Annotated in this window: 12 protein-coding genes; 8 read left to right on the forward strand and 4 right to left on the reverse strand. The window is 67.5% G+C overall.

Annotation, left to right across the window (positions count from 1 at the left end):
- Positions 1-80 precede the first annotated feature (80 nt).
- Complete coding sequence (locus tag WDZ97_RS09990) at positions 81-2,384, forward strand: TonB-dependent receptor (protein WP_425762650.1); 2,304 nt, start codon at positions 81-83, stop codon at positions 2,382-2,384.
- A gap of 110 nt (positions 2,385-2,494) precedes the next feature.
- On the forward strand, positions 2,495-3,229 hold the full coding sequence (locus WDZ97_RS09995; protein ID WP_425762651.1) for an FxDxF family PEP-CTERM protein: 735 nt from the start codon (positions 2,495-2,497) through the stop codon (positions 3,227-3,229).
- A gap of 12 nt (positions 3,230-3,241) precedes the next feature.
- On the opposite strand, the gene WDZ97_RS10000 is transcribed toward WDZ97_RS09995, so the two are convergent.
- Positions 3,242-3,730, reverse strand: a complete 489-nt coding sequence (locus WDZ97_RS10000) for a hypothetical protein (protein WP_341930978.1) — start codon at positions 3,728-3,730, stop codon at positions 3,242-3,244.
- 145 nt (positions 3,731-3,875) lie between these two features.
- Here WDZ97_RS10000 and WDZ97_RS10005 point away from each other — a divergent pair, with 145 nt between their 5' ends.
- Positions 3,876-5,153, forward strand: coding sequence for a sensor histidine kinase (locus WDZ97_RS10005; RefSeq protein WP_425762652.1), 1,278 nt, complete (start codon positions 3,876-3,878; stop codon positions 5,151-5,153).
- Positions 5,146-5,679, forward strand: a complete 534-nt coding sequence (locus WDZ97_RS10010; protein ID WP_425762653.1) for a response regulator transcription factor — start codon at positions 5,146-5,148, stop codon at positions 5,677-5,679. The genes WDZ97_RS10005 and WDZ97_RS10010 overlap by 8 nt, the downstream gene beginning before the upstream one ends.
- Before the next feature lie 36 nt (positions 5,680-5,715).
- Here WDZ97_RS10010 and WDZ97_RS10015 read toward each other — a convergent pair whose 3' ends face one another.
- The 3 genes from WDZ97_RS10015 to WDZ97_RS10025 all read right to left on the reverse strand — a co-directional run bounded on the left by WDZ97_RS10015 (position 5,716) and on the right by WDZ97_RS10025 (position 8,824).
- Positions 5,716-6,234, reverse strand: coding sequence for a YcnI family protein (locus WDZ97_RS10015; protein WP_425762654.1), 519 nt, complete (start codon positions 6,232-6,234; stop codon positions 5,716-5,718).
- A gap of 2 nt (positions 6,235-6,236) precedes the next feature.
- A complete protein-coding gene (locus WDZ97_RS10020) occupies positions 6,237-8,351 on the reverse strand; it encodes a TonB-dependent receptor family protein (protein WP_425762655.1) in 2,115 nt (704 codons plus the stop codon).
- Between the two features lie 104 nt (positions 8,352-8,455).
- Positions 8,456-8,824, reverse strand: coding sequence for a DUF2946 family protein (locus WDZ97_RS10025; protein ID WP_425762656.1), 369 nt, complete (start codon positions 8,822-8,824; stop codon positions 8,456-8,458).
- A 130-nt stretch (positions 8,825-8,954) separates the two neighbouring features.
- On the opposite strand from WDZ97_RS10025, the gene pcnB reads away from it, so the two are divergent.
- From pcnB to panB, 4 genes are read left to right on the forward strand one after another with little or no spacing between them, the layout of a single operon-like run.
- Positions 8,955-10,292, forward strand: coding sequence for a polynucleotide adenylyltransferase PcnB (pcnB, locus tag WDZ97_RS10030; RefSeq protein ID WP_425762657.1), 1,338 nt, complete (start codon positions 8,955-8,957; stop codon positions 10,290-10,292).
- Positions 10,292-10,642, forward strand: coding sequence for a DMT family protein (locus WDZ97_RS10035; RefSeq protein ID WP_304003753.1), 351 nt, complete (start codon positions 10,292-10,294; stop codon positions 10,640-10,642). Before pcnB ends, WDZ97_RS10035 begins: the two co-directional genes overlap by 1 nt.
- 37 nt (positions 10,643-10,679) lie before the next feature.
- The gene (locus WDZ97_RS10040; RefSeq protein WP_019919244.1) at positions 10,680-11,318 is read left to right on the forward strand and encodes a deoxynucleoside kinase; all 639 of its coding nucleotides are present in this window, start codon (positions 10,680-10,682) and stop codon (positions 11,316-11,318) included.
- A complete protein-coding gene (gene panB, locus WDZ97_RS10045; protein ID WP_296809708.1) occupies positions 11,315-12,151 on the forward strand; it encodes a 3-methyl-2-oxobutanoate hydroxymethyltransferase in 837 nt (278 codons plus the stop codon). The genes WDZ97_RS10040 and panB overlap by 4 nt, the downstream gene beginning before the upstream one ends.
- Position 12,152 lies beyond the last annotated feature (1 nt).

A 12,152-nucleotide genomic window follows, 5' to 3' on the forward strand; every position in this document is an offset into this window, starting at 1 on the left:
CGAGGTCGTCGACCGACACTCCGGCCACCCGGAAGGCGGCGAGGCCCCATCTCGCCGCCTTTCTGCCATTTCTCCCGCACATGACTTCTGCCCGTCCGCGACCGCATTCGCGCCTCGCGATCCTGCTGTTGGGTTCCTGCCCGGCGCTGCTTCCGATCGGCGCCTTCGCTCAGTCCGAAGCCGTGTCGGCGCCGACCCCGCTTGCCCCCATCCGGGTCGAAGGCGCGCGCGACGAAAGTCCGATCGGCGTGACGACGCTGCCCTCCTCCACGCTCGATGCGCTGCGCGCGACCCGCAGCGACACGGCGCGGCTGCTGGAGGGCATTCCGGGCGTATCGACCTATGGCGCGGGTGGCATCTCCAGCCTGCCGTCGATCCGCGGGCTGGCCGACGAGCGCCTGAAGATCACCGTCGATGGCATGGACCTGATGTCCGCCTGCCCCAATCACATGAATCCGGCCCTGTCGCTGATCGACCCGAGCAAGGTAGAGACGGTGGCCGTCTACGCCGGCATCACGCCGGTCAGCGAAGGCGGCGACAGCATCGGCGGCGCGATACAGATCAGGTCCGCACGGCCGAAATTCGCCGCGTCCGACAACGAAGCGCTGACTGAGGCAAAGGTCGGCACCTTCTTCCGCAGCAACGGCAACGCTCGCGGCCACAGCGTGGACCTGTCGATCGCCAGCAGCCGCCTGAGCCTGCGCTACAGCGAATCCGCCAGCGAATCCGACAACTACCGGACGGCGGGAGATTTCAAGCGGGACGGCTTCTGGAAACAGCTCGGTCAGCGCCCGGTCGCGGAGCGCGAGGTCGCATCGAGCGGCTATGCCGGATCGAAGAACAGGGAGGTCGGCCTGGGCCTCGCGTGGTCGTCGACCAGCCTCCTTCACCTGACCTTCAGTGAACAGAAGCTCGACTACCAGGGCTTCCCGAACCAGCGCATGGACATGATCTTCAGCCGGCCGGATCCAGCCAATCCGGGCAACTACGTCATTGCGGAAAACACACCGTCGAACGTGAACCGGACCATCAACCTGCGCCACCTCGGACAGCACGCCTGGGGCGAACTCGAAGCGCGCCTGTTCCGGCAGACCGTGGCTCACCACATGGATCTGAACCAAGACCGCTTCTTCGGCATGTTCATGCCGATGAAGTCGGACGCAAGTACGCTGGGTGGCCTGCTGAAGGCCAGCATTCCGGTGAGCCAAGAACATCTGCTGCGCGTCGGTACCGACTTCCAGCAGTATCGACTTGACGACTGGTGGCCGCCCATCGGCACCGCACCGGGCGCGATGTGCTGCGACGATTTCCAGAACATCCGTAACGGCAAGCGCGACCGCATCGGTCTGTTCTCCGAACTGGAGACCAGCTGGAACGCGGCCTGGCTCAGCCTGCTGGGCATCCGCGGCGGTCTGGTGCATGCGGACGCCGACACCGTACAGGGCTACAGCAATTTCTACGCGGCCGACGCTGCCCGCTTCAACCGGCGCGACCGCAGCAGGAACGACACCCATCTCGACCTGACCGCGCTCGTACGTTACACGCCCGATGCGCAGCAGAACTACGAGGCCGGCATCGCGCGGAAGACGCGCTCGCCCAGCCTGTACGAGCGCTACCCGTGGTCGACCTTTCCGATGGCCGCCCTGATGAACAACTTCGTCGGCGACGGCAACGCCTACCTCGGCAACCCCGACCTGAAGCCCGAAGTGGCCTACACCGCAAGTGCGAGCGCGCACTGGCACGACGAGGGCAAGGAGCGCTGGGACTTCAAGCTTTCCGGCCACGCCACCTATGTCGACGACTACATCGACGCACGGCGCTGCCCGCGTGCGCTCAGCGCCCAGTGCAACACTCTGAACAGCAGCGCCGACGATCGCTACGTCATCCTGCAGTACGTGAATCAGCGGGCGATGCTGCAGGGCATCGACGTGTCCGGTTCGACACTGATCGCACAGCATGCGGATATCGGCAAGCTCTATCTGAACGGCATGGCGAGCTACGTAGACGGCCGCAATCTCAGCAGCGGCGACAAGCTCTATCACATCATGCCGCTGCACGCGAAGATCGCGCTGGAACATCGTTCGCAGCAGTGGACGAACACCCTCGAAGTGCATTCGATTTCAGCCAAGGACGAGGTGTCGCGTGTCAGGAACGAGGTGCAGACCCCGGGCTATACGCTGCTCAACCTGCGCAGCAGCTTCGCGTGGAAGAACGGCCGCCTCGACCTCGCGCTGGAGAACGCGCTGAACAGGTTCTACCTGCTGCCGCTGGGCGGCGCCTATTTCGGCCAGGGCAATTCGATGACCACCGCTGGCATCCCCTGGGGCATGTCGGTTCCCGGTCGGGCGCGATCGCTGAATGTGGCGCTCAACCTGAACTTCTAGTCGCAGCGGACGCTGGCGCGACGATTTGCCGCATTCCGCCGGCGTGTCGGGTTCGCTCTAATGCGCGCCACCGAGTCGCATCCGCGCTCATTACAAAAAGGAGACATGACATGGTCCGCCCGCAATCCCTGACCCTCGCCCTCGCGCTCACCTTTGCATTGCCGCTCGCCGCCGAAGCGCATATCGGCTACGGAGGTCGTGATTTCGGCGGTTTCGATGCCGCCGGTGGCATTGTCACCATCGCCCATCAGACCGTGTCCGGCAATTACGGCTGGGCCGACGGCCTCGACGCCGACTTCGGCGACTCGCACCGGCTGCGCGCCTTCCGCTTCTCGCTGAGCACGACCACTACCGTCACCTTCAGCGTCGCCGCGAACGCGGGCGCGACCGCCACCTCGGTCGGCGGACTGCTGCCCGGCTTCTCGATCTACGAAGGCCTGGCTCACCTCGCACCGTTCGGAGCTGACCACGACGGCGCCGCAGCGTCCGTGGACTACCTCGCGTCGCTCGATGGCGCTCCGAAGGAAGGCGCATTCCGCGCATTGAACGACTGGAAGATCGGCAATGATGCCGGCGACCCGCTGTCGGTGTTCATCTTCCGCGGCTATGCCGCCGACAGCGATCTCGACGGCTTCGTGACCGGCAGCTTCGAACTGGGTGCCGGCGACTACAGCATCTTAGTCGGCGGCGTGAACTACGTTTCGCAACTGGACGCGACGCGTCCGACCTACGGCATGACGGCCACGCTGGCGGTCGCCGCCGTGCCCGAACCCGAAACCTATGCGCTGCTGCTGTCCGGTCTCGGGCTGCTCGGCCTTGCCTTCCGCCGTCGCAGCGGATGCTGAGCAGGCGCCCCGTCAACCACCGGCGCGCGACGGCTCGCCGGTGGTGAGGTCGAAGGGCGCGATCAGCGTCTCGCCAGCTGTACGCACCACCAGGCGGGTGCGCCAGCGCATCGCGCCGGTGGCGCAGATCGGCAGGGTGACGCTCGCCTCGAAGCCGCCGGTCGGCCGTGGCGCCAGCACCTGCCTGAACAGCCCCATATTCATGTCGGCACCCTCGAACTCGAGCTCGACCTGGCGGAGATCCACATCGCTCAGCGCCAGCGACGCGACGAAAGGCGTACCGGCCGGAACCGGGCGCGGCGTCACCGTCAGCTCCAGCCAGCCTCCTCGGTCGAGCGCCACGCGGCAGGGACCGCTATCCAGCCGGCAGGGCGGCGACGCGAGCATGCGCGGCACGGCGTCCTCCGTGAGGTCGCGCCGGCTGCCGACGATCACGATGCCGATCAGCAGCGCCACAATCAGCACATGCGGCAACGACTGTCGAATCAGGGCGGGCTTCATGCTGTGTGCGGTCCAGGAGCGTGGCGTGTCGAAAGCGGTGAGTGTGCACCAGGCGCCGTCAGCGCGGGCGGCACGCGCACGCAGATCGATTGAAGCACCCGCAGCGAATCCATAGACTGAACGCATGCCCCCGCACAGCACTGCCTTGCCATCTGCACCGCTGCCCGCGCAAACGCCGGCGCGGCCGCACGACCGGCTGCTTCCGGGGTTGATCAGGGCGCGCTGGTGGGCGCTGGGCGCGCTGCTGTTGCTGCTGGCCATCGCCCCCGGACTGCTCGACCTGCCGCTGCCGCAACAGCCGATGCTGGCCATTCTCGCCGCGGTGGGCCTGTGGAACGGTCTCATGCACTGGCAGTTGCACCGCAACGCCGGTGCACCGGACGCCACCGGCTGTCTGCTGCAGCTGTGCATCGACCTGCTCGCCTTCGCCTCGCTGCTCTATTTCAGCGGCGGCGCCACCAATCCGCTGGTGTTCATGCTGCTGCTTCCGGTGGTGCTGTCGGCATTGCTGCTGTCGCGCGGCGCGGTACTGGCGATCGCCGCACTGGCCATCCTGCTCTACTCGCTGCTGATGGTGCAGTTCATCCCGCTCGAGCTGGGCGATGCCGGGCGCGCGACGACGCTGCACCTGTCCGGCATGTGGCTCACCTTCGTCGTGTCGGCCGCCATGCTCGCCTGGTTCGTCATGCGCACGACCGATGCACTGCGTCGACGTGACGCGGAACTGGCGCGCGCACGCGAACAGACCTATCGCGACGAACGCGTGCTGGCACTTGGCGCGCTGGCGGCGGGGGCCGCACACGAACTCGGGTCACCGCTGGCCACGCTGGCCGTACTGGTCGGCGAGATGGAGCGCGACACGCCGGCGGACGCGACCGCAGCGGCCGACCTGAGACTGATGCGCGAACAGATCGCCTACTGCAAGCGCATCATCACGCGCCTGACCGAGCAGGCCGGCGACCAGCGCAGCGAAGGCGCCGAGTCGATGCGCTGCGACGCCTGGCTGGAAGGCCTGCACGCCGCATGGCGCAGCCTGCGCGGTGAATGCGACACCACCTTCACGCTGCTCGGCAGCGGCGAGCCGCCGCTCATCGTGATCGAGCCCACGCTGGGCCAGGGTGTGGTCAGCGTACTCGACAACGCGCTGCGCGCCGGCGCGCCGGTTGACCTGGCACTCGACTGGAATGCCGAGGAAGTGCGCATCGAGGTGCGCGACAGCGGACCGGGCTTCTCCGACGACGTGATGCGCAAGGCCGGACGCCAAACCTTCGGCGACGCCGCCCAGGGCAGCGGCATCGGCCTGTTGCTGACCACCGCCAGCCTGGAGCGCATGGGCGGCACGCTCGAACTGGACAACCCCTGGACCGGTGGCGCGCGGGCGACGATCCGGCTGCCTCTCGCACGGATAGGCCTTCATGTCTGAATCGATACTGGTCATCGACGATGACGAAACCTTCAACGCAGTGCTGGTGAATGCACTGCGCCGGCGCGGGCTGGACGCCTACGGGAGTACCGACCCCGCCACTGCGCTTGCCGTGGCCGCGCGGCAGAAACCCGCCCGCGTCGTGCTCGACCTGAACCTGAATGGCACGTCCGGCCTGTCCCTGGTCAGGCCGCTGATCGACGCGATCCCCGATCTGCGCATCGTCGTGCTCACCGGTTACGCGAGCATCGCCACCGCGGTCGATGCGATCAAGCTGGGCGCCTTCCAGTATCTGGCCAAGCCGGTCGAGGTCGACGCCATCCTGTCGGCCTTCGACTGCGTGGTCAGCGCACCTGCCGATGACATGCTCGGCGCCGAGCCGCTGTCGGTCGGACGCCTGGAGTGGGAGCACATCCAGCGCGTGCTGAAGGAACACGACGGCAACATTTCCGCCACCGCGCGCGCACTGAAAATGCATCGCCGGACGCTGCAGCGCAAGCTACTGAAGCGCCCGCTCAAGGCCTGACGCGAAGGGCCGCGCAACGGCCCTTCTGCCCACACATCAATGATGGGCGTGACCGGCGGCAGGCTGGATGTCGAGCACCGCGGCAGGCATCTTCAGATCGCGCGTGGTCTGCCCCTCGGCGGGAATCTGCGACCAGTCGTTCGCACCCTGTTCGCACACCTGCGTCACCTTGAACCAGCGGCGTCCCGCTGCGTCGGGCAGCTTCATCATCAGCGCGAACTCGTCATAGTGTGCGTCGGCCAGCGGGCCGCCGCGCCAGCTCACTTCGACCACGGCGTCGGTGACCGGCTTGCCGTGATTCATCAGCGGCTGCGCCAGTTTCTCGCTGCGCGTGCTGACCGTCCAGCCCGGTTTCACCATCGGTTTCACGCTGGCCATCGGCTCGGGCAGCGTCACCGTCAGCGCGACGGTGGCCGAACCTTCGCAGCCGTGGCCGACGCGGAACACGCCCTTGTAGTAGCTGCCGGCCGTTGCAACCTGCTGTTCGAGCACGACGTGCGCGCTGGCGACAAGAGGCGCCGCGAGCAGCACCAGTGCGCAGATTCTGATCTTCATGCTTACATTCTCCATTCGATGCCGGCATAGACGGCACGGCCGTCCCCCGGCAGGTAGACGTTGCGCGCGGCGGCGGCCAGCGCACTGAAATCTCGCACCACATTCGTGGTGGCGGCGTAGCGGCGGTCTCCGAGGTTGCGTCCCTCGATGAACCAGGACAGCTGGCGGCCGAGCTGCTGCTGCATGCGCAGGCCGAAGATGGCGTAGTCGTCGGCGAACTCGGTATTCGCCATGTCGACCGCATAGCGCTGCGGCGACCATTCGGCGCTGGCGGCGATCTTCAGCGGGCCGCCCGGCGCACCGGCAAAGCGGTAGCCCAGCTCGCCGCGGAACAGCGTGCGCGGCACGCCAGGCAGGCGGTTGTCGCCGAACAGCGCATCGCCGTCGAAGCGGAAGTCGTTGTAGAGCAATGCCTGACGCCACTCGAAGCCGCCGCCGAACTGGCCGTTGGCGGCGAACTCGATGCCACGGTGCAGCGTGCGCGGCACATTCAGCGTGGTGTTGACCGGCGTGCCACCGAGGTTCAGCGAATAGGCCAGCAGTTCGTCGGTCACCTTGGCGCGGTAGACCGCCAGATCGACCGCCCCCCATCCGAAGCTGCCGCGTCCTCCGACTTCCCAGGTCGTCGCACGCTGCGCGCGCAAGGAATCGATCACCGCGGCGCCGCCGGTCAGTTCGCCGAAGGACGGCGGTTCGAAACTGCGCGACACATTGCCGAACAGCTGCACCGCCGGCGACAGATCGTGACGGATGCCGAACTTCGGGCTCCAGCCCTCATAGGAACGGCTGAAGCTCTCGTCAGCACCGCCGCAGACGAGCGGACCGCCGGTGAAGCACAGGTCGCGGCTGCGCCGGCGCGCGTTCGTGTACTGCGTACCGACCACCGCGGTCCAGCCCGGCACGAAGGTGAACTGATCCTCGACGTAGGCTTCGAGGTTGCGTGCCGACGTGTCGAGCTTGTTGGTGCGCGCGCCGCGCGTGCCACCGATGTTCACCCAGCGGTCGTCGTCGGTGTCGCCACGCGAGCTCGACAGGCCGGCGACCAGGCGGTTCGGCCGGCCGGCCAGCGTACCGTCGGACACCATGCGCAGTTCGGCGCCGAAGTCCTTGCTGCGCTGGTCGAGGACCTGGAAGATCGGGTGGAACAGGTCCTTGTCGGCGTAGTAGGCCGACAGCTCGAAACGCAGACCGTCGGCCGCCTGCCAGACGGTGCGATTGGACACACGCCACAGATCGATGTCGCGCTTCTGGTTGCCGGTGACGTTGCCGGCGGCCGCCTGGCGCGGATTGTCACGCAGTTGCTGGCGCGTCAGGTTGCCCGGCAGTTCCGAGTCGCTCTGCGCTGCCTGCACGAAGAAGCGCGTTTCCAGCGACGGCGCGAGCAGTACGCCGAGATTGCCGACCAGACGCTGCGTGTCCTGCCGCGCATGATCACGGAAGCCATCCTGGGCGAAGCTGGTCGCGCTGAAGTAGCCATCGACACGCCCGGCCGCGAAACCGCCGGCCAGCTGGCTGCGCAGGTAGCCGAAGGCGCCGGTCTCGGCGCGCACCGTCAGAGCCGGCGCATCGTGGCCGGTCGGCGACACGTAATTGATCGCCCCGCCGAGCGTGCTCGATCCGTACTGCAACGCATTGGCGCCGCGCCACACTTCGATGTAGCGCGTGGCCAGCGGCTCCAGAACCTGGAAATCGCCGCCACCGTCGGCCAGATTGATCGGCACGCCGTCCTGCATCAGCTTGATGCCGCGCAGGTGGAAGGTGCGCTGCAGTCCGGAACCGCGGATCGACAGCCGCGACTCCTCGGAGCCGAAGCGCGGCTGCACGAATACGCCGGCGCTGTAGCCCAGCGCGTCCTGCAACGTGGATACGCGGGCGTCGCGGAAGCTGGCGGAATCGATCACGGCAGCGCCACCCGGCGTCAGCGCGAGCGCGGCGCGCGCTTCGTCGATGCCAGGCAGCGTGGCGGCGTCGATGCGCCGTGCCTCGACGCGCACGGCGGGCAACTGCAGCGCGCTGTCGGCGAAAACAGCCGGTGCGGCCGCCAGCGCGGCAAGGGCGAGAGGAATGCGTTTGAGACGCGCGCGCGCAGGCGCGGTCGCGTGGGACGACGGGAACATGACGGCACTTTCGAATGGAGTGCGTCGCGCCGCGCGCAGGCGCAGGACGGCGACACGGAACGCGCGACGGCGGTCAGGCCGTCACGCGGACGAAGGCGAGGGAATCAGGCGAGCGCTGGCGGCGCGCGTGGGGAAGGCGCCAGCAGCGTGGCGGCGGTGACGGCGGCAGAGAGTGCCGGCGGCGGCGCCTGCCGCTCGGCATGCAGCGCAAAGACGGCATGCGCAGGTTGCGTCGGCAGCACCGACAAGGACTGCGCGACGCACCAGGGGCAATGACCGGCGTTGCCGCCTTCGTCGTCACCCTGCTCCGCGGCCGCTGCCGATCCGATACCGAAAGCGGTACAGATCTGCGCCATGCCGGTCGGATCGGCCGACTGCTGCCAGCGCATCAACGTGGGCAGCAGCGCCTGCGCGCACACTGCGAACAGCGCGAGCATCAGGGCGAGGCGGAAACGGGGGCGGGCGGGCGACATGAGCGCGGATGGTAGCCCGCCAGCGGCCCGCCGTGCAACACAGGCGGCCGGCGCACGCTGCATGCGTTAACATGTCGCGTCCGGCGCTGCCGCGCCCTGGTCCGAGTCACGCCAGAAAGTCCCCTTACTGATGATCCGAAAGTTGCTGCGCCGGATATTCCGTCGCCCCGAAGACAACGCCCGTACGCAGGCCGTGAGCAGCGGCCCTGTCCATATTCCGCGCGCACAGCACGGCATCGCGCGCGAACAGCTGCTGCCGGCGGCGCGCAAGGTATGCGATGCGCTGCAGGCCGAGGGCTACCAGGCCTATGTGGTCGGCGGCGCGGTGCGCGACCTGATCGCCGGCATCGAACCGAAGGACTTCGACGTCGCCACCAGCGCCACGCCGGAACAGGTGACCGCGGTGTTCCGCCGCGCGCGCATGATCGGCCGCCGCTTCAAGATCGTGCACGTCATGTTCGGCCGCGACGTGATCGAGGTGACCACCTTCCGCGGCGACTCCGAGGCGGTGACCGACGAACATGGCCGCATCCTGCACGACAATGTGTTCGGCACGATGGAAGAGGACGCCGCGCGCCGCGACTTCACGGTCAATGCGCTGTACTACGACCCGGCGACCGAAACCGTTGTCGATTTCCATCACGGCGTGGCCGACCTGAAGCAGAAGACGCTGCGCATGATCGGTGATGCCCCGCGCCGCTACCGCGAAGACCCGGTGCGCATGCTGCGTGCGGTGCGCCTGGCGGCCAAGCTCGGTCTGGTGATCGACCCCGACGCGCGCGAGCCGATACGGTCGATGGCCAGCCTGCTGGAGAACGTGCCGCCGGCCCGCCTGTTCGACGAAATGCTGAAGCTGCTGACCAGCGGTCACGCCGTGCGCTGCGTGCGCCAGCTGCGCGAGGACGGCCTGCACCACGGCCTGTTGCCGCTGCTCGACGTCATTCTCGAACAGCCGATGGGCGAGCGCTTCGTCATGCTGTCGCTGGAGCGCACCGACGAGCGCGTGCGCGAGGGCAAATCGATCTCGCCCGGCTTCCTGTTCGCCACACTGCTGTGGCACGAGGTGCTGGCCGACTGGGAGAAGCGCAAGCAGGCGGGCGAACCGTCGATCCCGGCGATGTTCGAGGCGATGAGCGCAGTGCTCGACCAGCAGGCGGAGAAGCTCGCCATCACGCGGCGCATCGCCACCGACATCAAGGACATCTGGCTGCTGCAGCCGCGCTTCGAACAACGCGCCGGCAAGCGCCCCTACCGCCTGCTCGAACTGCCGCGCTTCCGCGCCGCCTACGACTTCCTGCTGCTGCGGGCGGGAAGCGGTGAGGTCGAACAGGAACTGGCCGACTGGTGGACCGACTTCGCCGCCGCCGACGGCCCGACGCGCGAATCGATGCTGCGTCCTGAAGAAGCGCCGAAGAAGCGCCGCCGCCCGCGGCGCAAACCGATGGCCGGCGCGGCCGCGGCCGAGTGATGCTGCCGCAGCTGCCTGCATGGACACAGGCCGCGGGTCTGTTGATCGCGTCGAACGTGTTCATGACTTTCGCCTGGTACGCCCACCTGCGCGACCTGAACCACCGGCCGTGGTGGTACGCCGCCCTGTTTTCCTGGGGCATCGCGCTGTTCGAGTACCTGCTGCAGGTGCCGGCGAACCGCATCGGCCACACGCAACTGTCACTCGGCCAGCTCAAGATCATGCAGGAGGTGATCACGCTGAGCGTATTCGTGCCCTTCGCCGTGTTCTACATGAACGAACCGCTCAAGCTTGACTATCTGTGGGCCGCGCTGTGTATGCTGGGCGCGGTGTATTTCATCTTCCGCTGATCTCCCGATCCGCTTCCCCGACCGGAATTCCCCATCGATGCTGGACAAGGCACGCTACATCGTCGTCGAAGGGCCCATAGGTGTGGGCAAGACCTCGCTGGCCCGGCGGCTGGCCGACCACCTGCAGGCGCCGACGCTGTTCGAGAAGCCGGAAGAGAATCCCTTCCTCGGCCGCTTCTACCAGAACATGGAGCGCTACGCGCTGCAGACCCAGCTGTTCTTCCTGTTCCAGCGCATGGAACAGCTGCGCGAGGTGATGCAGGACGACCTGTTCTCCGGCCGTCTGGTGGCCGACTTCCTGATCGACAAGGACCCGCTGTTCGCGTCGATGAACCTGACCGACGACGAATACGCGCTGTACCGCCAGATCTACGCCTCGCTGAAGTTGCAGGCGCCGGCGCCGGACCTGGTGATCTACCTGCAGGCCGACGCCGATACGCTGGCCGAACGCGTGCGCAGGCGTGGCCTCGACGCCGAACGGCGCATCAGCGAGAGCTATCTGGCCCGCGTGGTCGAGCGCTATGCGCGCTTCTTCTACCAGTACGACGCCAGCCCGCTGTTCATCGTCAACGCCGAGGAACTGAACCCGGTCGACAGCGACGACGACTTCGCGCTGCTGGTCGAGCGGCTCGGCCAGATGCGCTCCTTCCGCGAATTTTTCGGATACGCCTCATGACCTATATGCGCGACACCGACCCGGCGCGCCGCCCGGTCACGCTGAACACCCTGCTGCGCATGCGTGCGAACGCCGAGCCGATCGCCATGCTCACCTGTTACGACTCGACCTTCGCCGCCGTGTGCGATGCCGCCGGCGCCGAAGTGCTGCTGGTCGGCGACTCGCTCGGCAACGTGCTGCAGGGCCACGACACGACGCTGCCGGTCACGCTGAACGACATGGCCTATCACACCGGCTGCGTCGCCCGCGGTCTGGCCAACGTCGGTGGCCGTGCTTTCCTGATCACCGACCTGCCCTTCGGCAGCTATCAGGAGACGCGCGAACAGGCGATGCGCTCGTCGGTGCAGCTGATGACCGCCGGCGCACAGATGGTGAAGCTCGAAGGCGGCGCCCACATGGCCGACACCGTGCGCTTCCTGGTCGAGCGCGGCGTGCCGGTGTGCGCCCATCTCGGCCTGACGCCGCAGTCGGTGCATCAGCTCGGCGGCTACCGCGCCCAGGGTGTGACCGACGCCGCTGCCGCCCGGCTGCTGCAGGACGCCAAGGAACTGGAACAGGCGGGGGCGACGATGATGGTGCTCGAAATGGTGCCGGCCCGCCTTGCCGCCGAAGTGACCACGAGCACGCAGCTGATCACGATAGGGATCGGTGCCGGCGTCGACTGCAGCGGTCAGGTGCTGGTGCTGCACGATGTGCTCGGTCTGTTCCCGGGCCGCCGCCCGCGCTTCGTGCGCAACTTCATGCCGGGTGCCGACGACGTGCATGACGCGTTGAGCCGTTACGTCGCCGCGGTCAAGGACCGCAGCTTCCCCGGCCCCGAACACTGCTACTGAT

Origin of the sequence: Methyloversatilis sp. MC4-4 (assembly GCF_049843555.1) — a bacterium.
In the GTDB taxonomy this organism is placed as follows: domain Bacteria; phylum Pseudomonadota; class Gammaproteobacteria; order Burkholderiales; family Rhodocyclaceae; genus Methyloversatilis; species Methyloversatilis discipulorum_B.

Excerpts from the sequence above, each read along its gene's own strand:
- WDZ97_RS09990 (WP_425762650.1), top strand. The coding sequence starts at position 81 with ATGACTTCTGCCCGTCCGCGACCGCATTCGCGCCTCGCGATCCTGCTG.
- WDZ97_RS09995 (WP_425762651.1), top strand. The coding sequence starts at position 2,495 with ATGGTCCGCCCGCAATCCCTGACCCTCGCCCTCGCGCTCACCTTTGCA.
- WDZ97_RS10000 (WP_341930978.1), bottom strand. The coding sequence starts at position 3,730 with ATGAAGCCCGCCCTGATTCGACAGTCGTTGCCGCATGTGCTGATTGTG.
- WDZ97_RS10010 (WP_425762653.1), top strand. The coding sequence starts at position 5,146 with ATGTCTGAATCGATACTGGTCATCGACGATGACGAAACCTTCAACGCA.
- WDZ97_RS10015 (WP_425762654.1), bottom strand. The coding sequence starts at position 6,234 with ATGAAGATCAGAATCTGCGCACTGGTGCTGCTCGCGGCGCCTCTTGTC.
- WDZ97_RS10020 (WP_425762655.1), bottom strand. The coding sequence starts at position 8,351 with ATGTTCCCGTCGTCCCACGCGACCGCGCCTGCGCGCGCGCGTCTCAAA.
- WDZ97_RS10025 (WP_425762656.1), bottom strand. The coding sequence starts at position 8,824 with ATGTCGCCCGCCCGCCCCCGTTTCCGCCTCGCCCTGATGCTCGCGCTG.
- pcnB (WP_425762657.1), top strand. The coding sequence starts at position 8,955 with ATGATCCGAAAGTTGCTGCGCCGGATATTCCGTCGCCCCGAAGACAAC.
- WDZ97_RS10035 (WP_304003753.1), top strand. The coding sequence starts at position 10,292 with ATGCTGCCGCAGCTGCCTGCATGGACACAGGCCGCGGGTCTGTTGATC.
- WDZ97_RS10040 (WP_019919244.1), top strand. The coding sequence starts at position 10,680 with ATGCTGGACAAGGCACGCTACATCGTCGTCGAAGGGCCCATAGGTGTG.
- panB (WP_296809708.1), top strand. The coding sequence starts at position 11,315 with ATGACCTATATGCGCGACACCGACCCGGCGCGCCGCCCGGTCACGCTG.